Annotated in this window: 19 protein-coding genes; 1 reads left to right on the forward strand and 18 read right to left on the reverse strand. The window is 68.0% G+C overall.

The window, feature by feature from the left end; genetic code table 11:
* Nucleotides 1–164: 164 nt before the first annotated feature.
* From ABZS29_RS05005 to ABZS29_RS05060, 12 genes are read right to left on the reverse strand one after another with little or no spacing between them, the layout of a single operon-like run.
* Nucleotides 165–1,493, reverse strand: coding sequence for a hypothetical protein (locus ABZS29_RS05005; protein WP_355458678.1), 1,329 nt, complete (start codon nucleotides 1,491–1,493; stop codon nucleotides 165–167).
* A complete protein-coding gene (locus tag ABZS29_RS05010) occupies nucleotides 1,490–2,455 on the reverse strand; it encodes a transketolase C-terminal domain-containing protein (RefSeq protein WP_355458680.1) in 966 nt (321 codons plus the stop codon). Before ABZS29_RS05010 ends, ABZS29_RS05005 begins: the two co-directional genes overlap by 4 nt.
* Nucleotides 2,456–3,394 (reverse strand): thiamine pyrophosphate-dependent dehydrogenase E1 component subunit alpha, encoded by a 939-nt coding sequence (locus tag ABZS29_RS05015; protein ID WP_355458682.1) that lies wholly within the window; start codon nucleotides 3,392–3,394, stop codon nucleotides 2,456–2,458. It lies immediately after the preceding gene.
* 5 nt (nucleotides 3,395–3,399) lie between these two features.
* Nucleotides 3,400–4,218 (reverse strand): DUF3050 domain-containing protein, encoded by an 819-nt coding sequence (locus tag ABZS29_RS05020; protein WP_355458683.1) that lies wholly within the window; start codon nucleotides 4,216–4,218, stop codon nucleotides 3,400–3,402.
* A 13-nt stretch (nucleotides 4,219–4,231) separates the two neighbouring features.
* Nucleotides 4,232–5,137: a phytanoyl-CoA dioxygenase family protein gene (locus tag ABZS29_RS05025; RefSeq protein WP_355458685.1), complete on the reverse strand. Its 906-nt coding sequence runs from the start codon at nucleotides 5,135–5,137 to the stop codon at nucleotides 4,232–4,234.
* A complete protein-coding gene (hppD, locus tag ABZS29_RS05030) occupies nucleotides 5,127–6,194 on the reverse strand; it encodes a 4-hydroxyphenylpyruvate dioxygenase (RefSeq protein ID WP_355458687.1) in 1,068 nt (355 codons plus the stop codon). The genes ABZS29_RS05025 and hppD overlap by 11 nt, the downstream gene beginning before the upstream one ends.
* Nucleotides 6,195–7,457 carry a beta-ketoacyl-[acyl-carrier-protein] synthase family protein gene (locus tag ABZS29_RS05035; protein WP_355458688.1) on the reverse strand — a complete coding sequence of 421 codons (1,263 nt, stop codon included), beginning with the start codon at nucleotides 7,455–7,457 and terminating at the stop codon, nucleotides 6,195–6,197.
* The gene (locus ABZS29_RS05040; RefSeq protein WP_355458690.1) at nucleotides 7,454–9,034 is read right to left on the reverse strand and encodes a class I adenylate-forming enzyme family protein; all 1,581 of its coding nucleotides are present in this window, start codon (nucleotides 9,032–9,034) and stop codon (nucleotides 7,454–7,456) included. The genes ABZS29_RS05035 and ABZS29_RS05040 overlap by 4 nt, the downstream gene beginning before the upstream one ends.
* Nucleotides 9,031–9,489: a hypothetical protein gene (locus ABZS29_RS05045; protein WP_355458692.1), complete on the reverse strand. Its 459-nt coding sequence runs from the start codon at nucleotides 9,487–9,489 to the stop codon at nucleotides 9,031–9,033. The genes ABZS29_RS05040 and ABZS29_RS05045 overlap by 4 nt, the downstream gene beginning before the upstream one ends.
* Complete coding sequence (locus tag ABZS29_RS05050; RefSeq protein ID WP_355458694.1) at nucleotides 9,486–10,487, reverse strand: beta-ketoacyl synthase N-terminal-like domain-containing protein; 1,002 nt, start codon at nucleotides 10,485–10,487, stop codon at nucleotides 9,486–9,488. Before ABZS29_RS05050 ends, ABZS29_RS05045 begins: the two co-directional genes overlap by 4 nt.
* Nucleotides 10,480–10,707, reverse strand: coding sequence for an acyl carrier protein (locus ABZS29_RS05055; protein WP_355458696.1), 228 nt, complete (start codon nucleotides 10,705–10,707; stop codon nucleotides 10,480–10,482). Before ABZS29_RS05055 ends, ABZS29_RS05050 begins: the two co-directional genes overlap by 8 nt.
* The gene (locus ABZS29_RS05060; protein WP_355458698.1) at nucleotides 10,707–10,961 is read right to left on the reverse strand and encodes an acyl carrier protein; all 255 of its coding nucleotides are present in this window, start codon (nucleotides 10,959–10,961) and stop codon (nucleotides 10,707–10,709) included. The genes ABZS29_RS05055 and ABZS29_RS05060 overlap by 1 nt, the downstream gene beginning before the upstream one ends.
* A 17-nt stretch (nucleotides 10,962–10,978) precedes the next feature.
* Between ABZS29_RS05060 and ABZS29_RS05065 the strand changes: the two genes are divergently transcribed.
* A complete protein-coding gene (locus ABZS29_RS05065) occupies nucleotides 10,979–11,572 on the forward strand; it encodes a 4'-phosphopantetheinyl transferase superfamily protein (protein ID WP_355458700.1) in 594 nt (197 codons plus the stop codon).
* Here ABZS29_RS05065 and ABZS29_RS05070 read toward each other — a convergent pair.
* The 6 genes from ABZS29_RS05070 to ABZS29_RS05095 all read right to left on the reverse strand — a co-directional run bounded on the left by ABZS29_RS05070 (nucleotide 11,503) and on the right by ABZS29_RS05095 (nucleotide 19,436).
* Nucleotides 11,503–12,903 carry a fatty acid--CoA ligase family protein gene (locus ABZS29_RS05070; RefSeq protein ID WP_355458702.1) on the reverse strand — a complete coding sequence of 467 codons (1,401 nt, stop codon included), beginning with the start codon at nucleotides 12,901–12,903 and terminating at the stop codon, nucleotides 11,503–11,505. The genes ABZS29_RS05065 and ABZS29_RS05070 overlap by 70 nt on opposite strands.
* Before the next feature lie 357 nt (nucleotides 12,904–13,260).
* Entirely contained in the window at nucleotides 13,261–14,025 is a 765-nt protein-coding gene (locus ABZS29_RS05075; RefSeq protein WP_355458703.1) for an aminoglycoside phosphotransferase family protein, read from the reverse strand.
* A gap of 495 nt (nucleotides 14,026–14,520) precedes the next feature.
* Nucleotides 14,521–15,414, reverse strand: a complete 894-nt coding sequence (gene murQ, locus ABZS29_RS05080) for an N-acetylmuramic acid 6-phosphate etherase (protein ID WP_355458705.1) — start codon at nucleotides 15,412–15,414, stop codon at nucleotides 14,521–14,523.
* Between the two features lie 90 nt (nucleotides 15,415–15,504).
* Nucleotides 15,505–16,392, reverse strand: coding sequence for a MurR/RpiR family transcriptional regulator (locus ABZS29_RS05085; protein ID WP_355458707.1), 888 nt, complete (start codon nucleotides 16,390–16,392; stop codon nucleotides 15,505–15,507).
* A 36-nt stretch (nucleotides 16,393–16,428) separates the two neighbouring features.
* On the reverse strand, nucleotides 16,429–18,114 hold the full coding sequence (locus ABZS29_RS05090) for a serine hydrolase (RefSeq protein ID WP_355458709.1): 1,686 nt from the start codon (nucleotides 18,112–18,114) through the stop codon (nucleotides 16,429–16,431).
* A gap of 35 nt (nucleotides 18,115–18,149) precedes the next feature.
* On the reverse strand, nucleotides 18,150–19,436 hold the full coding sequence (locus ABZS29_RS05095) for a DUF1343 domain-containing protein (RefSeq protein ID WP_355458711.1): 1,287 nt from the start codon (nucleotides 19,434–19,436) through the stop codon (nucleotides 18,150–18,152).
* Nucleotides 19,437–19,438 lie beyond the last annotated feature (2 nt).

Consider the following 19,438-nt stretch of genomic DNA (forward strand, 5'->3'; position numbering starts at 1 on the left):
GGCAACCGGCACGCCGCGGCGGGCGATCAGCCACAGCGGAGGTCGCCGGCCGAGGCTGTGCGTACGGAAGGACTGGTAGTAGTCGCGGATCGGGCCGCTCGGCACGCTTGGCACCGACGGCCGATCGGCCGAACCGACCACTATTAACAGTTCGTCGGTACGGCTTAGGGGTGTAGGAGGAGGCCGCTGGTCAGGGCGCCTTGGGCTACGTTGACTACCGGGCCGGCGCCGGGGACGGCAAAGCGGAGATAGGCGCCGGCGGGGGTGCCGCCGAAGAGGTAGGGGGCCAGACAGAAGGGGACGTCGTCTTCTTTCACCGCGCCGGTTGTCATGTCGACGAACTGCATGGTGAGGCGGTCGACGGGGACGTACTTCTGCAGGATGTAGCCGCCTTCGGCCAGCGCCTCGTCTAGAGCGTGCTGCCATTCGGCTGCGGTCACCTCGGGACCGACGACCACGCCGACACCGCCGTAGGAGCCCGACGGCTTCAACACGAGGTCGTGCTGGTCCGCGACGGCCTGAGAGCGCAGCGCGGCGGCCAGCACCTGCGTTCGCGGCACATGACGGCGCACCACCTCGGCGTCGGCCGGGTCGAGAGTGTCGAGGTCATCCCAAAGCCACGCGAAGATCGCCTTGCTGGCAAGCAACCAACTGGCTGTCGGAGTGAAGATCCGGACCGCGCCCGTCTGCACGGCCGTGCCCAACGCATCCAGGCCGGCGCTCGGCTTCGTGCCTTGGGGCACGAACATCCGCAGTACGGCGTCGATCGGCCCGTCGTCGACACAGAGCCGGCCGGCGTCGTCAAGGGTCAGCCACTCGACCGGATACACCCGCATGTCGAGACGCAGCTGCCGACCGCGCTCCGTGAATCCTTCGAGCAGCTTGATCATCGCCAGCCCGTCCTGCGAGCCCGGATAACTACCGGCCGTCGTGAACACCATCGCCAACCGATCCTGCCCCGACAGCGACAGTGACGACCGCACCGCCTCGTACCGCGCGTCGACCGCCGACGGCGGCGCCGTGAGCCCGACCGCCTCCAGCACCGGATCACCCGCGTACGCCGCAAGGAAGCGGGCCGCGATGCCGTCGGAGTCATGCGCACCGCCGAGGGCGCTGTCGATGTTTGCCTCAACCATGTACGGCGTTCCGTCCGCAAGCAGGATGTCTGCGCGGACACCGCCGAGCAGGTCCTCGGTCAGCGGAAGATCCTCGTCGAGCAGGTCGATCGCCCCGACCGGCATTTCGAGCGCCTCCCGGAGCTCGCCGGCCGTCGTCGCCCGCTGCCGGCACGCGGCGAGGATCAATCGGGAGACAGTCGCCGAGATCGCCGTGAACTCGTCGTACACCGAGGCAGCCATGATCGGCGGCCGCAGCGGCCGCCACTGCTTGTTGTGCGTCGCGACGCCGTCGTACACCGTCCGCCACGCTTCGGTCCCCCGGGCGATCAGCGCCGTACGCGTTGCCTCAGGCAACTGGTTCCACAGATCGGTCACGACATCTCCAGGAGGGTCTTGAGTAGCTGCTCCCGGCCGGGTTGAACCGCACGATCGAGAGCAAGGGCGAAGGGAAGGACAGCGCCGTCCGGACGGGTCACCCGGCGCGGCGGCGCGGTCAAGGTGCAGTTCTCTGCAACAACAGCCAGTACGTCGGCCGCGAAGCCGCTCGTCCGGTTCGAGTCGTCGATGACGACCAACCGTCTGGTCTTCTGCACGGACGCAACCAGACCGGCCACATCGAGCGGATAGACCGTGCGCGGATCGAAGACCTCGACAGAGATCCCCTGACCAGCCAACTCATCAGCAACCGCCAAAGCGTCGTGCACCAAGTGGCCGAGGGCAACAACCGTCACGTCGTCCCCAGCCCGAGCAATCCGCCCGACACCTAGCGGAACCGGGGCCAACGCCCCAAAATCCACGTCATCCCGAACACCCAGCGCCGCAGAAGGAGCGAACACCACGACCGGATCGTCATCACGGATCGCCGTCACCAACAACCCATAAGCATCAGCCGGCGTCGCCGGGACGACCGTCTTCACCCCAACATGAGCGAACAGCGAGTACGGATGATCCGAATGCTGACCGGCCCACCCGGTCCGCGACCCCGACCCCGGTACGACGTACGTGACCGGCACTTTGCACTGCCCACCGGTCATCAGCGAGAACTTGTGCGCCTGATTGGCGATCTGCTCGAACACCAGGAACAGCAACGACGGAATCTGGAACTCGATCACCGGCCGCATCCCCACCAGCGCCGCACCGGTGGCAAAGTTCGTGAACGCCTGCTCGGACAAGGGCGTGTCCAGCACGCGATCACCGCCGAACCGATCGAACAACCCCGCCGTCAGGTGAGACGCGGCAGCACGAATGTCCTCGCCGAGCACGAACACCGCCGGGTCCCGCTCCAGTTCGTCACCGAGAGCCCGGTTCAACGCCTTCAAGTACGACAGCTTGGGCATTCAGACCTCCCCGGCGTACAGGTACGAGAGTGCGGCGGCGGGGTCTGGGTGGGCGCTACCCAAGGCGACCCCCGCCGCCGCCTCCAGGAGAGACTCGACCTCGGCGTCGACGGCCGCCCGATCCGCGGCCGTCAGCCGTGCGCCCTGGATCTCCACTGGACACCGCGAACGCCCAGTCGTGATCTCTTCGGCCGAGCGATAGGTGAGCCGGGACCGGTGCTCGAACGTGTGGTGCGCGTCGAACCGGTAGGTGACGCACTCCAGGAACGTCGGCCCCTTCCCGGCCCGGGCCCGGGCGACCGCCGTACTGGTTGCCTCCAGCACCTTCTCGGGATCCTGCCCGTCGACGGTGAACGCCGGCATGCCGAACGCGCGCGCCCGGGCGGTGATGCTGCCCGCGACCGCGGACGCGACCGGCATCGTGGTCGCGTAGCCGTTGTTCTCACAGACGAAGACCACCGGCACCTGCCAGAGCGCGGCCAGATTGAACGCCTCCAGCAGCATGCCCTCGTTCATCGCGCCGTCCCCGAAGAACGTCGCGGCGACCGAGTCCTTGCCCTGCTGGCGTAAAGCCCAGGCCGCACCGGTCGCGATCGAACCGGCTGCGCCGACGATCGCGTTCGCACCGAGGATGCCAAGGCTGAAATCGGCGGCATGCATCGAACCACCCCGGCCCTTGTTCAGCCCGGTTTCACGACCCATCAGCTCGGCCAGCAGCCCGGCCGGATCCGCACCGCGCGCGAGCACGTGCCCGTGACCACGATGCGTACTGGTCATCACGTCGTCCGGGCCGAGCGCGGCACAGACTCCGGCCGCGATACCCTCCTGGCCGATGTACGGGTGGATACCGCCGACGATCTCTCCGGACCGCACGAACTCGATCGCCCGTTCCTCGAATCTGCGGATCAGCCGGACGGTCCGGTAGAGATCTCTGCTCATGAGAGTCAGACCGTCGCCGGGGCGGTCGTGACGACGGCGGCGGTGATCGCGTCCCAGAGCCGGGCGCGGGCCGCGAGGGCGGTGTTGATGGTCTCCGCGCAGGCGTCCCACTTGGCCTGGTCGTCACCGCACAGGTCGGCGACCATTTGCATGGCCATCGGGGTGTGGAACTCCCCGTCCACCTCGATGTGCCGCTCCAGGTAATCGACGAAGGTGTTGAGCTTGTTGGAGCGCTCGTTGACTGCGACGACCTGGGTGAACATGTCCGGGATCAAGTCCTCCCGGCCAAAGGCGAACGCCGCCGCCTGGCAGTGCACCGGCGCGTTCTCGATGATTCCCCACGTGGTGCCGGCGAAGTCGATCGAAGCCTGCGGTACGCCGGCCGCGGCCAGCGACTCGACCACCGGAGCGCCACCGCGGAGCAGCTCGATCAGCTTGTCGATCGCGCTGGTGTCCGCGCCGGCCTCGTGCATGCCGTTGACGTACAGCTCGAAGTGGCTGATGAACGCGGGCTTGCCGTCGTCGCCGCCCAGCTCGTCGCTCTCCTCGACCATCACGATGTCGTTGATCAGCCGCCGGCTGCTGCGGTGCTCGGTCGGGATCCACGGCACCGTCACACAGGTGAGTTCGCGCTGCAGCGATTTCAGCAGGGACATGAAGTCCCAGACCGCGAACACGTGGTGCTCCATGAAGGTGACCAGCGCCTCGTGGGTGTCGAGGACGGCGTACAGCGGGTGCTGGACGACCTTGTCGCGAGCCTCCGAGACGGCCTTCTCCAGCTGCTCGATCCCGGGGTGCGTCTGACCCCAGTCGTAACGTGACATGGCAGTGCTCCTTCTAGCGGTCGGCCCAGAGCGTTGGGCAGTACTCGGGGTCGGCGTAGTCCGGCCGCCCGTCGGAGGTTCGCCGGACCAGGACGTCGTGGTTGTACGCCGCCGTGGTGCCGTCGGAGAGCGGGAACTCGCGGTAGCGGTTGTCCCCGTCCTGCAGGTGCAGCGAGATCGCCCGGCGCGGGCGGTCGCTGACGTTCGCGCCGCTGCCGTGGTACGTGCGGCAGTGGTGGAAGTTCATGTGCCCGCGCGGGATGGTGATCGGCAGCTTGACCACCTCGGCCCCGTTGTACGCCGCGTTCTCGGCCAGCATCTGGTCGAGTTGCGAGCGGTCCCGCTCGGCGAAGTGCCGGACGACGGTGTCGTCGGAGCCGATCTCCTTCCACCGGTGACTGCCGTCGACCATCGTGATCGTGCCCATCTCCGGCGGGCAGTCGTGGAACGGGATGAACGCGGTCAGCATCCGGTCCGAGGACGAGGACGACCAGTAGTGCTTGTCGAAGTGCCAGGGCACGATGTTCGACGGTTCGCCCTCGATCGGCGGCTTGTAGATCAGCGTGGACTGGAAGATCCGGATCTCGTGCGTCTGCGCGAGCCGGGCCGCGACCGCGCCGATCAGCGGCTTGCGGAGGATCTTCGCCAGGCCGTCGTGCTCGTAGTGCACGTAGTCGTTGTGCCGCTGGACATCGCCCTTCTCCGGCGTCCAGTAGGCGAGCTTGGGCGGGGCCGTCGGGAGGGTCCGGTCCCGCTCACCGGCGTAGTACCGCTCGCTCGCGTTGACGAGCTCGTCGGTCTCGTCGTCGGTGAGCAGCTTCTTGGACAGGTACCAGCCATGCTCGTTGTAGAAGGCAACGTCTTCGTCGGACGGAAGGAGTTCGATCTCCTCCTCCGACAGTTTGAACTCAAGCGTCATGTGCCAGCTCCCGCTCCTTGGCTTCGTACAGGGCTTTGATGTTTCCGCTGCCGAACGTCATCGCCCCGCGGCGCTCGATGATCTCCAGGAAGAGCGTCCGCCGGACGTGCATCGACTCGGTGAAGATCTGCAGCAGCTGACCCCAGTGGTCGCGGTCGACGAGAATGCCGCGCTGCTTCAGTTCCTCGATCGGCGTCTCCACCTCACCGACGCGCTCGGCCAGCGCGTCGTAGTACGTCGACGGCGTACCGAGGAAGTTCACGCCACGGTCGGAGAGCGTGCTGACCGCCTCGACGATGTTGCTGGTCCGCAAGGCGATGTGCTGGACGCCGGCTCCCGCGTGCCAGGTGAGGAAGTCGTTGATCTGACCGGGCCGGCGACTCAGGTCCGGCTCGATCAGCGTGAACGTGACGTGCTTCGACGGACTCTGCACCACCTTCGAATCCATGCCTTGCCCGGCGACCTCGATGTACTCCTCGAAGATCCGCGGGAACCCGAACACGTCCTCGTAGAACTTGGCAGTCGGCTCGAGCTCGCCGGACGGCACGCAGATCGCCAGGTGGTCGATCTCGCTGAACAGCTTCTCGTCCGGTACGCCGGTCGGCCCGGTCAACTGGATCCGGCCGGGCAGGAACTCGCGCCGCGGCCCGTGCCGCTCCACCAGCCGGTGGATCACGTCACCGAACCCGGCCACCTCCGCGACCACCACGACCGCATCCCCGGCCTCGAACCGCTCCGGCGCTCGCAGCCCGGTTGCGCCGCGGGCGGTCAACTCGCCGTACGCCGCCGTGGCGTCGTCAACCTCCATCGCGACGATCGCGACGCCGTCCCCGTGCCGCTGCACGTACTCGGCGGCCGGGTGGTCCGCAGCGAGCCCCGACGTCAGCACGATCTGTACGGCGTCCTCCCGCAACAGCAACGACCGCTGGTCCGGCAGCCCCGTCTCGGGCCCGCCCTGACCGTGGATCTGCAGCCCGAACGCATGCCCCAGATAGAACGCCGCCTGCCGAGCGTCGCCCACGTACATCTCCACGTGGTCGATCCCGTAAATCTCCATCTACGCCTTCTCCTCACTTGATAGCTGTCGCTGCTTCGGCGTACTGGCGGTGCCGAGGAGCAGGCTGACGTTCTGGCCGCCGAACCCGAACGAGTTCGAGACGGCGTACTCGAGCGGGATCGCCCGTGGTTCCTTGCGGACGTGATCCAGCGGGCAGGCCGGATCGGGGTCGTCCAGGTGGTACGTCGGCGGCGTCAGGCCGGTGTTGATCGCCAGTGCGGCCGCCGCTGCCTCGACGACCCCGGACGTGCCGAGCATGTGTCCGGTCAACGCCTTCGTGGAGCTGACCGCCGGCATGTGGTTGCCGAAGGCAAGACCGATCGCGACGGACTCGGCGACATCGCCGAGCTTCGTGCTGGTGCCGTGTGCGTTGACGTAGCCGACCTGCTCCGGCCGGACGCCCTTGAGCGCCATTCGCATGCAGGCGGCTGCGCCCGTGCCGTCCGGTCGTGGTGCGGTCGGGTGATGCGCGTCCGAGTTGACGCCGTACCCGGCGACGTCGGCGTACCCGCTCGCACCTCGGGCGGCGGCGTGCGCCGTACTCTCGAGGACCAGCAGTCCTGCGCCTTCACTCAGGACGAAGCCGTTGCGCCGCAGGTCGAACGGTCGGCTGGCCTCGGTCGGATCGTCCCAACCGCGCGTCAGGGCTCGCGCGTTGGCGAACGTCTCCGCGAAGGTCGGGAACAGCGGCGCCTCACTCGCCCCGCACAGTACGACGTCCGCCTCGCCGGCGCGGATGATGCGCACCGCGTCCGCGATCGCCTGCGCTCCGGACGCACAAGCCGTCCCGACCGCCGACGTGTAGCCGCGCGTCCCGAAGCGGATGGCGACCCGCGCGGCCGGCATGTTCGGCAGGATGCCGGTCAGCAGGTAGGGGCTGACGGCAACCTTCCCCCGCTCGGCGCGGGCCAGCACCTGGCGTTCGAGCGTCGCCATGCCGCCGACGCCGCCGATGATCACGCCGATCCGCTCGGGATCGACGTTCTCCCCCATGGTCAATCCGGCGTCGGCCAGCGCTTCCTCGGCGACCAGCTGCGCGAGGATGACGGTCCGGTCCATCACCTTGCCGTCCGGCCCAGACGCGATCTTCCCCGCATCGAACTCCGGCAAGAACCCACCGAGCTCGACCGACTCCGCCACCGGATGTCCTTCCGGCGGCCGGCTGATCCCGGATCGTCCGTGCAGCAAGGCGTCGTACACATCTCGAGCGCCGCGCCCGACAGGGGTGAGCATCCCCATCCCGGTAATCGTCACCCCGGTCATGAGCGGGCCTCTCGTAGCGCGACCTTGCGGACCTTGCCGGTCACAGTGACCGGCACGTCGTCCGCGCCGACCACCGTCACGCGACGAAGGATGGCCGCGACCTCCGCACCGACCGCTGCCTTCACGGCTTCGGTCCGATCCACCTCGGGGGCATCCGGGGTGAGCTCGAGCAGTACGTCGGCGGCGTACTGACCGCCTTCGGCGACGATCACGACCGTGCAGTCGGCGACGTCCGGCATCGCCGCGAGGATGCGCTCCTCGGAGAACGACGTGTAGAGCTGCGGACCGTCGAACCCGGCCACCGCGTCCGGAATCCGATCGAGATGGAAGTAGTGACCGGTCTCGTCCCGATAGACGAGGTCACCGGTAACGAACCAACCGTTTAGTCGGAAGCGGTACGTGTTGACCGAGTCGTTCCAGTACCCCGGTGACACCGTCGGCGAGCGGAAGCCGAGAATCCCCGCTTTCCCCGCAGGCAGCTCCTCGCCGGTCGAGCTCAGCACCGTCGCCTCGGCGAACTCGTACGGCTTCCCGATGCACCGCCCGTAGTGCTCGGACTCGATCGTGTGCGTGATGTGGAACCCGTTGTGGCCCATCTCGCTGGAGCCCAGCCCATCGATGAAGTGCGACCCCGGAACCGTCACCCGACCGTCCCGCGTCACCGTCTCCCGGCTGCCGACCGCGACCAGCTTCCGGATATGCGGCTCATGCGCACAGTCGCCGGTGTTGAACCACATCCGCACCGAGTCCAGCTCGTGCTTCGAGAGATCGGAACGAGCCAGCCCGGCCCACGTCACCGCGAACCCGTAGACCGCATGCGGCTTCCACCGCTCGATCTGCCGCAACACGACATCCGCATCCTGGCTCGACAGCAGCAGCATCTCCGCGCGATTGCCCAGCACCTGGTTGACCATCAGGATCGTCGCCGTGTGCGGGATCGGCAGCGCGTTCAGAATCCGGTCGGTGCCCTGCGCCTGCGGCATCGTGAGCAGGTGCTTCAGAGCGGCGTACAGAGTCGTGTGCGTGTGCAGAACCGCCTTCGGTACGCCGGTCGTGCCGCTCGTGTGCGTGATCACCACCGGGTCGTCGCGGTGGTGCCGGTAGTGATCCGGCGCCTTCGCCGGATCACCCGCACCCAGCTCCCGCGGCTCCGCCAGTACGTCGGTCTCCAGCAACTCCTTGTGGTTCGCGTCAGCCAGTACGGCGGTCACCCGCAGCCGCCGGATGTATTCGTCCGCGATCGCCGGCGCCATCTTCCCGTTGAGCAAGGCCGGAATCGCGCCGATCCGGGTCAGCGCCAGGAAGCTCAGCACGATGTCCTGCGCCTCGGTCGCCCAGATCGCGACCACGTCCCGCCGCCCGATCCCGTGCTCGTGCAGCCACGCCGTACGGGCTTGAACCCGCTCGTCGAGCTCGCCGAGCGTCAGCGGATGCTCAGCCGCGAAGTTGTCGACGGCCGTGTCGAAGGTCAGTCCCGGACCGTTCAGATCGGCGCCCTGGGCAATCACCGTCGCCAGCACGTTGCCCGTGCCGATCGCCGGATCCGCCGCCAGTCGCGCCCGCCATCCTGCCTTCATTCCGCTCCCCCACTCACGATTCGCGCGGACGCCTCATCCGCTGTCACCTGCACGATCAGCACCTGATCCGCGTCGCCGTCCCCGATCAGCAACGCGGCCTCGTCGAACCCGCCGTCGGTCACACACACCACCGGCCCGCGCAGGTCCCACTTCGCCGCGATCCAGCCCGCGATGCTGTTCGGCACCGACTGGAAGAAGAACAACGGCCCCACTCGTTTGCCCAGCGCAACCAACCGCTCGACCGCGTCCGTACTCACGCGATCCCCGGTCGTCACAATCACCACACCAGTCGTCCCGCCCAGTGCGCCGGCGCGCTCAAGGCAGCGCTCGGCCGCGGCGGCCGCCAACGGGTTGAACGCCGACTCGACGAACCCCGGCACTCCCGGCGGCAGGTCGTCACCTGGCTCGGGCCACTGCGCCTCGGCCAGCACCACCAAGTCGTGAACCTCGATCACACCGTCACCACCAAAGCCGTGTTGGCGCCTCCGAACGCCGAGTTCACCGAGACTGCGATCTGGGTCTGCACACTCCGCGGTGCATCGAGGATCAGGTCGACCGCGCACTCCGGGTCGCTCCCGAGGAACCCGGCGTTGACCGGCAGCTTCCCTTCCAGCAACGCCTGCACTGTCACCACGAACTCGACGACTCCGGACGCCTCCAACGCGTGCCCGTGCAGCCCTTTGGTGGAGCTCACCGGCGGGCTCTTCCGGAACACCTGCTTGATCGCCGCCGCCTCGGCCTGGTCGCTGAAGACCGTGCCGGTCGCATTCGCGTTCACATAGCCCACCTGGTCCGCGGACACCCCGGCACGCTGGAGTGCTCGCCCGAGCGCCGCTGCGAGCCCGCGTCCATCCGGTGCGGGCTGGCAGGGATGGTGAGCGTCACCTGCACGCCCCCAGCCGGCCAGCCGGGCCACACCGCTGCCCGCCTCAAGTACTACGGCCGCAACACCGTCACCCAGGAGGGTGCCGCGACGCTCCGCGCTGAACGGTCGTACGACGTTGTCCGAGGCCAGTGCGCGACCAGCGTCGAAAAGTGCGAACTGGTACGGCTCCACCAGATAAGCACCGGCGACGACAACCCGCTCCGCCCGTCCACTGCTGATCAACGCCGCCGCGTCGGCCAACGCCGTACTGCCGGACACACAGGCACTCGTGTAGATCCGGGCCGCACCGAACTCACACTTCGGCGGCGCATGCATCGCCAGCAGCAGCGGCGTCGTACTGCGATCCACACCGGCCTGCGAGCACGCCGTGGCGATCGCGAGGTCCAGCTCCTCTTCCAGCGTCCCAGCCTCGGCAGCCAGTGCGGCGTACCGGACCCGCAGTGCGCCGGTGTCGAAGCGCCGTACCTCGGCGAACGCGGGCACACCGGACAGCTGCGCCTCGGGACCACGTCCGAGGGCAGTCAGCACGGAGAGGCCGGTCACGGCGACCGGTCTGGGGTTAGACATGGCTGGGCAGCACCTCAGCCAGTACGGCGACAGCCGCGTCGATCGTGGTCATCCGCTCGAGCTGCTCGTCCGGCAGCTCGACGCCGTACCGCTGCTCGACCTGATGGACCAGCCAGGCCAGTTCCATCGAGTCGATTCGCTCGGTACCCGGCGGACGCTGACCGAGGCCGGCCAGCCAGTCGATGATCTCTACCCGCCCGGGCGGGGGCTGGGTGGTCATCAGACCTGCTGTGCGACCCGGCCGGCCACCTCGGTGGTGAACTCGCCGACCGTCATCAACGCCAACTGCTCGGACTCGTCGTCGGAGAACCGGACGCCGTACTTGTCCTCGACCCGGACCGACAGGTCGGCCAGCGCGAGCGACTCGAGGTCGACTCCGGCCGGGCCGAGCGTGGTCTCGTCGTCGATCCCCTCGACGTCGTAGTTCATGTCTTCCAGTTGCGCGATGACGAATGCGCGAACCTCGTCCTTCATCGGGTTACCTTCCTTCTGTGGCTGCTGCTGGTTGTGTCGAGATCTGGACGGCGCCGGCCGGTGACGACTCGCGCGCCACCGCCCACGCTCTGCTGCTGTCGCTGGCCGGAACCCTCGTCGCCGATCCGGTACTGCGGCACACCGCGAACGGCCGGCCGGAGATCGACGGGCTGGCGGTGAGCCTGAGCCACAGCCGCTCGCAGGTCGCGGTGGCCGCACGTCGTACCGGCACGGTCGGGATCGACCTCGAGGACGTGTATCCGCGGTCGGTGAGCGACCTGGCGCGTCGTTGGTTCGATGCCGACGAGCTGGAGTGGACGGCCGGCGACCTGCTCGCCTTCTTGCGGTTGTGGACCGCGAAGGAGGCTGTCGGCAAAGCGCTCGGTGTCGGGTTGCGGGACTCTGGGCTGCGTCGGCGCGTTCCGTTCGACGACGGGCCGGTCGAGTCGGTCCCCGGTCTGTACGTCGTTCGCCTGCCGCTGGAGGACGCCGTACTGGCGGTGGCTCTTGATGATCCTTGTGAGATTGTGCTGACCGAGCATCACGGCACCGCCTTGCGCAGCACGGTGAGGTCCCGGACCAGCTTCCCGGTCGTTGTCCGCGGCAACTGATCGAGCACGTGCAGGGTCCGCGGCCGCTTGTACGACGCCAGCCGCTGGGACAGCTCAGCCTCCAGCCGGGCGGTTTCCCGGCGTTCGCGCAGCTGCAGATAGGCGGTGATCGAGCCGTCGAACACGACGACCGCGGCCTCGACCCCGGGCAGCGTGCCGAGCGTGTACTCGACTTCGGTCAGGTCGACCTTCAGCCCACCGACCGACACCTGCGAATCCAGCCGGCCCTTGATGCTGACCAGCCCCGTGTCCGGGTCGATGACGCCGGCGTCGCGGGTCCGCAACCAGCCGTCGGACCAGCGGGCCGGATCCGACAACCCCAGGTACGGCGATTCCTTTCGGGCGATCTGCAGTTCACCGTCGACCACCCGGACGTCGATCCCGGGCGCCGGGCGGATCGCGGGGCGGTGCCGCCCGAACAGGTCGGTGCCGATGACACCGACCTCGGTCATCCCGTACATGTTCCCGAGCGGAACGCCGTACTTCTGCTCGAACGCGTCCGATACCGACTGCGGCACGAGCTCGCCGCCAGTAGTCATGCGCTTGAACTGCGGCAGCCATCCCGGCTCCTGAACCGAGGCCAGCAAGCCGATGTGGAACGGTACGCCGAGGACAGTGGCCGGTGTGGTCTCGGCCGCGATCGCATGCACGATGGCGTCACCGGTGAGCCGCGCCGGCGGGACGAGCTCGACACCGGCATGCAGCCCGTAGAGCAGACCGCCGACCAGACCGAGCACATGCACCATCGACGGCAGCAGAATCAGTCGCTCGTTCTTGGTGGGAACTCCGTCGATTTGGGTGTACCGGTGGACCTCCTCGACCAGGTCCTCGGCGGTTCGGCCGATCACCTTGGACGGGCCGGTCGATCCGGAACTCAGCTGTACGACGGCGTGCGTCGTACTGGCTGGGTGGCCGGAGTAGCTGGCCAGATCCGCACCGACGTCATGGAACGTGCGCAAGCCGGCGGCCACCGGCCGGTCCGCCGACACCACGACCTGCGGCACGAGGCGCTCGATAGCCCGCCGTACCTCGTAGTCGGTCAGGCGGTGGTCCAGCAGGATCGCCTGCCCACCACTGCGCCACACCGCCAGTAAATAGGTCACAAAAGCCATCGAGGGCGGTAAACGTAAAGCCACCGCACCACCCGGCCTAAAACCGGACTGGGCCAGTTCTTTTTGCCGCAGCTGAATCAGCGCGCGCAGTTTCCCGCGTTCAATGGCTTCCGGCAACCGAAAACAAACGTCTGTTACCGGTCCCGCCAGCAGTACATCGTCGACCCACTCCGCACCCAGCGCGGTTCCGGGCGCGACGACAGACTCGTCCATGGCCATCCGAGCTCCAAAGCCGTTGTACACAAAGGATTCGAAGGCCAGCACCCCCACCAAGGCCTGGCGATGACTGGACGATACGACACGATCACACAGCCGCGCTATGGACCAGAAGTAGTGGTCCCATCACGCGAAGCAACCCCTCAAAACAAACGCTCCACCCCGCCAAAAACAAACCGGTGGGGTTTATCCTGGAGGTTAGAAATGGACTACCCTCAAGCGGCGTCGAAGGGTTCCCCGCAGGTGTCCGGGGACGGCATCCAATGGACACCGAAACTTTTTTCGCCGGAAACATCTCCGGCGCCGGATCATCCGGCTCTGCTTTGATGCCGTGGACCAATCAGGAGTTGCCGACTCTCGTCACTCGGCGAGCAGCGCCGCTCGGTTCGCCACGATGTAGGCGACCGCCGCGCGATATCCGCCGGCATGATCCTCGTCCCGATGCACGTCGAACGCCGGATTCCCGGCCTTCACCTGCTGCTCGATGTTCGCCGCATGCCCCAGCAACCGCAGCCCGGCCAGATCCACCAACTCGGCCGGCTCGACCCCCAGCCCGTACGCCGCACAGAACAACCGCAACCGCCGAGCCCGATCCGGCTCCTCGTCCCACCCGAACGGCTCCAACCACGCCGGCGGATGAAACGGCACGAACTGATGCGCGGCGTACGCGAGATCCCACCGCCGGTTCGACGGCCGCACCGTGTCCCAGTCGATGATCCCGACCACCTCGGTCCCCTCGAACACCAGATTCCACGGCGCCAGGTCATGGTGCCCGATGCAGTCCACCCGCACCGGCGCCGCCACCTCCAGATCCCGCCACTCCCCGTCCACCGCCACAAACCCTGCCGTCGCATCATGCAACCGCCGAACCGCCCGCGCCACACTCACCAACGCCGCATCAGACCTGATCTCCGCCGACAACGGCGGATACCCAGCCACCCCGGGCAAGTAGGTCAGCGTCTCGGTCTCGCCTTCCACCCCCACCACCCGAGGCGCCAACTCGAACCCCACCCGCTCCAAATGCCGCAACAACGCCAACGAGTTGGCAGTCCCCCTCCGCCGCACCACGGTCTCCCCCCGCCGTACCGGCTTCGAAAACCGCCCACCACCCAGTTCCTCATCCACCCCCAAACCCAACCACGCCCCGAGGTAGTGCGTACCGACCGACTGGTGATGGGTCACATGCCCGGCAGGTCGCCAGGCGTAAACCGCCGGCAGCGGCCCCCTAGCCAGCCACCCATCACCAGTCCTTCCGTACGGCAATAGGAACGGATATCCCCTCGTAGTGCCGGTTCTCCGGCCTGAGACAGAGGGGAGAAGGGGCAACTTCGTGCGTACGGACGGACTGTTAGTAGTCGCGTCCGCGGCCGGTCGGCAGGCGTATCGCCAACGGCAGGACCGCCAACCGAGCCACTATTAACAGTTCGTCGGTACGGCTGTTGGCCACCGGTCCGGTGCCGGGGACGGCGAGCGCGGGAGCCGGCGGGAGTACCTGCTGCCCACATCCATTCCCGAGCAGCTGCCCGGCTCACCGCAGGGCTCTCGCGCTCACTACCGCTCCACGGTCACGCCTTGCGTGCTGCGCGGAGGCGTCAGAAGGACTGTCCGCCGGAGGCGGGGCTAGGCGTGGGCGTTGAGGGTGGTTAGGGCGGTGGCTACTCGGCCTTGGGCGGAGTTGAGGGCGTCTCGGGCGGTGGGGATGGGGGCGCCGGTGAGGAGGTGGACCAGGGCTGGTTTCAGTTCGCCGTCGGCGGCAGCGAGGGCTGATTCGCAGGCTTGGCGGTCGGCGCCGGTGGCTTCGGCGAGGATGCGGAGCATGCGCTGGCGGAGTTTGGCGTTGGTGGCGACGAGGTCGACCATCAGGTTGGACCAGGTGCGGCCGAGCTTGATCATCAGCGTGGTGGAGAAGGCGTTGAGGATCATCTTCTGAGCCGTGCCCGCTTTGAGGCGGGTGGAGCCGGCGATCACCTCGGGGCCGGTGTCCGCCGCGATGACGATGTCAGCCAGCGGCGCGAGCGGCGCGTCGGGGTTCGAAGTGACCAGGACGGTCGCGGCACCGGCGGCGCGGGCGGCTTTGAGCGCACCGGCAACGTACGGCGTGCTGCCGGACGCGGCGAGGCCGATCGCGATGTCGCGGGCGCTCACCGGAGCAGCGTCGTCGGCGCCGCCTTGTTCGGAGTCTTCGACGTTCTCGACGGCGCGCAGGAGCGCTTCCATGCCGCCGGCGTGATGAGCGACCACCAGACCATCCGGCACGTGGAAGGTCGGAAGCAGTTCGGCAGCGTCGAGGACGGCCAGCCGGCCCGACGTACCGGCGCCGAAGTAGTGCACGCGGCCACCGCGGCGGACCGCCTCGACGGCGCAGTCGACGGCCTCGGCCAACTGCGGGAGGACGGCCGCGACAGCACCCGCGACCGAGGCGTCCTCGGCGTTCACCATGCGCAGGATCTCGGTCGTACCCACCGCGTCGATAGCGAGCGTGCGGGGATTGCGCTGCTCCGTCGGTGTGGTCACAGTGTCGATGTTAGTTTTCTACTGAAGGATTTTCAATTCTGTTCATCGTTGACAGAAATGGTTGACGTCACGGTCTGTGTCTGACCGGTCTCAGTCCGAGCCCTTGAGCCGGTGCCCACGGACCGACGTCGCGGTCTCCTCCAGCGCCTTCCGGGCGTCCGGCAGCACCTGCTGCGCGACCCCGATGAACAGGCAGTCGATCACCGTCAGCTGCGCGATCCGGGACGACATCGCCCCCGACCGGTACGTCGTCTCCCGCGCGGCCGTGGTGAGCATCAGATCGGCGGTCCGGGCCAGCGGGGAGCGCGGGAAGTTGGTCACCGCGACCGTGGTGGCGCCGTGCTTGGCGGCCTCCTCGAGCGCCTCGACGACCTCGACCGTCACACCGGTGTGCGAGATCCCGATCGCGACATCGTTCTCGCCGAGCAGCGCGGCCGACGGCAGCGCCATGTGGACATCGGACCAGGCGAAGGCGACCCGGCGGATCCGGTGCAGCTTCTGCTGCAGGTCGAGCGCCACGAAGGCGCTGGCGCCGAAGCCGTAGATGTCGACGCGCGGCGCGTTCACGACCGCGGTCACCACCTTGGCCAGCGCGTCGACGTCGACCTGCTGCGCGGTCTCGCGGACGGCGCGCTCGTCGGCGAACGCGACCTTGCGGACCACGTCGTCGAGCGAGTCACCCGGCTCGATGTCGCCACCGACCTCGGGCCGGATGTTCTCCGTGGCCGACTGGGCCGCCAGCTGCAGGCGGAGCTGCGGATAGCCGGGGACGCCGATCTGCTTGCAGAACCGGATGACCGTGGTCTCCGAGGTGGACGCCACCTCGGCCAGTTCGGAGATCGTCATCGCAGCCACTCCGCCCGGGTCCGCGAGGACCGCGTTCGCCACCCGCTGCTCGGCCGGCGCCAGCGCGGGCATCACCGCGCGGACTCGGACCAGCAGCGGCCCCGTGGGTTCTGGAGAGGTTGTTGAACTCATGACAGCCACGGTACGGCGACTATGCACCAAAGGGGATCAGCGACGCGAAAGTCTCCAACCTGTTGCCGTAAATGACTCCGGCGACCGTTCTCCGTCGAGAAGAACATCACGACCGCTCGTGATCTTCACACCATCGACGTAGACACCGCGGCCTTGGTACAGCGGATCGGTCGTGTACCGCCAGCGCAGCGAACGCTCTCCAGCGGCCAGTTCAGCCGTCACTTGATGCCAATGCCGGTCGCCGGACCCGCTGATCGTCCCGTCGGTATCGATCACCGAACCACGGTCCCGCACTGTGAACGGCACCTTCGTCCAGGTCGCGCCGTCCACCGACGTCTCCAGATACAGCAGATCCGAGTCCTCGGTGTCCACGAACAAGTCGAACGCCAGCTTCGCCCCACCAGCCGGTACGGCGACCTTCGTGGCGAGCGTCGTCGTCGCGGCATCCGTCGTACCGGAGAACCAGGCGTCCTTGCCATGCCGCGGCCCGACGCCCAGCGCCAGCGCGAGTCCCTGCGCGACCGCCCGCCGGGCCGGGTTGTTCGAGCCCCAGTTGCGGCTCGGGTGCACCCGGTTGGTGAGCAGGATCGCGAACGATCGCGAGTCGAAGTCGATGACCAGCGACGTCCCGGTGTAGCCGGTGTGCCCGGCGGTGCGCGGCCCGGACAGGCCGGCCATGTACCACCGCTGGTTCAGCTCGAAGCCCAGACCGTGGTCGTTGCCCGGGTAGGCCTGGTTGAAGTTGGTGATCATCGCGGTCACCGAGGATTCCTTGAGGATCCGGGCCCCGCGGTAACTGCCGCCGTTCAGGAAGGCCTGAGCCAGCACCGCCATGTCGTCGGCGGTACTGAAGACGCCCGCATGCCCGGCGACCCCGTCCAGCGACCAGGCGTTCTCGTCGTGCACCGAGCCCCAGACCATCCCGCGGGCGGGTGCCGTCTGGTACTCCGTCGCTGCGATCCGGGGCTTCTTGCGAGGATCCGGGTTGTAGCCGGTGTCGCGCATCTGCAGCGGTTTGGTGATGCCGTCGGCAACCAGTTTGTCGAGCGTCTTGCCGCTCACCCGGTGCGCGACCTCGCCGAGCGAGATCAGGTTCAGGTCGCTGTACAGGTACGTCGTGCCCGCCGGGCTGGTCGGCTTGGCGGTCAGCGCCATCTGGAGTCGCGATGCCGCGTCGGGCCGCGAACTCCACAACGGCAGCCACGACGGCAGACCGGTGGTGTGCGTGAGCGCCTGCCGCACGGTGATCGCGCCCTTGCCGTTCTCCGCGAACTCCGGCACGTACTTCGCGATCGGCTCGTCGAGCCCGACCTTGCCCTTCTCGATCTGCTGCAGCACCACGATCGAGGTGAACAGCTTCGAGACCGAGGCCATGTCGAAGATGGTGTCCGGGCGCATCGGGATCTGCTGGTCGGCCGGCAGCTCCGTCCCGCTCCCGTCGGCATACTTCAGCGCGAGTCCGGTCGCCTGCCGCGTCACGATCCGGCCGTCGTGCCCGAGCAGCGTCACCGCGCCGGCGTACAGAGGTTTCGCCGTACCGGCGGGTTTGGTCCAGGCCTCGACCTGGGCCAGCGCGGCGTCGATCGGGGCCGGATCCAGCCCGGCGCGCTCCGGCGTCGCGTCACGCAGCAGCGTGGTCTTCGGCGCGTAGCCGTCATAAGGCTGGTCGAACCGGCCGGATTTGTTGCCGTGAGCAACAGCAGGGGAAGTCATCGTCAGCATCACCGCAGAGGCTATCGTGAGGGCAAGGCCGCGCTTCACCGGCGCGGTCCCTTGTAGAGCAGGTACTTTGCCCGTCGCGCGGTCCACGCGTCGGTCTCGGACTTCCAGGCTGCCACGATCTCCTCGGCGGTAGCATCCGCCAAAAGCATGGTCCGGAACCGGTCGGATCCGGTGAGCAGGTCGATCCAGCGGCCGGGCGGGGTCTCGGCGCGCCACGCGAAGCCCGGGTACAGCTTCCGCGCCTCCACGATCATGTGCGTCGCGGCCGTGATCGCCTCGACCTTCGAGGGGTCGGTGATCTGCACCTGGACGCCGCCGCAGAGCACGTTGGCGTTCTTGCTGATCGTCGGTGTGAAGTAGGCCTCCCGGAACGCGACGCCCGGAATGTTCTTCGCCTGCAGTGCCTGCGCCCAGCGGTAGTCCACGTACGGCGCGCCGATCAGCTCGAACGGCCGGGTCGTCCCGCGGCCCTCGGACATGTTGGTCGCCTCGAACAGGCACATGCCCGGGTAGAGCAGCGCGGTGTCCGGCGTCGGCATGTTCGGGCTCGGCATCACCCAGGTGAGCCCGGTGTCGGCGTACAGCTGATCGCGCGTCCAGCCGCGCGCCTGGATCACCTGGAGCTCCTTCAACCGGGCGCCATTGGTGTCGATCGGCAGGTATTCAGCGTTGAAGATCCGGGCCAGCTCCCCCACCGTCATGCCGTGCTGCTGGATGATCTCCCGCTTGCCGACACCCGAGGTGTAGCCGGGCTTCAGCATCGGGCCGCGCGCCGATCCACCGGTCGGATTCGGCCGATCCAGTACGACGAAGCGCGCGCCGGTGCGGACGGCGGCCAGCATCGCCTCGTACATGGTCCAGATGTAGGTGTAGAACCGCGCGCCGACGTCCTGGATGTCGAAGACGACCGTCTCGACGCCGGACTTCGTGTAGAGGTTGACCAGCTTGTCCGCGTTCGCGCCGTAGGCGTCGTAGACCATGATCCCGGTCCGCGGATCGACGTGGTCGCCCTCGGAACCGCCGGCCTGCGCCGAGCCGCGGAAGCCGTGCTCGGGCCCGAAGACCGCGACCACGTTCACCTTCCCGGAGGCATGCATGACGTCGACGACGTGATTGAGGTCGGGCAGGATGCCGGTCGGGTTGCTGATCACGCCGACCTTCTGCCCGGCCAGCGCCTTCCAGTCGTCCTTGGCCAGCACCTCGGCCCCGGTCATCACCTTCCGGCCACCTCCTCCGCCGCCGTGCGCTAGCGCGGTGGGCGCGTCGAGCAGCGGCGCCGCGGCGATCACACCGGCGCCGGCAAACAGAGTGCGTCGTTTCATCG

It is taken from the genome of Kribbella sp. NPDC005582 (genome assembly GCF_040605415.1).
Lineage (GTDB): Bacteria > Actinomycetota > Actinomycetes > Propionibacteriales > Kribbellaceae > Kribbella.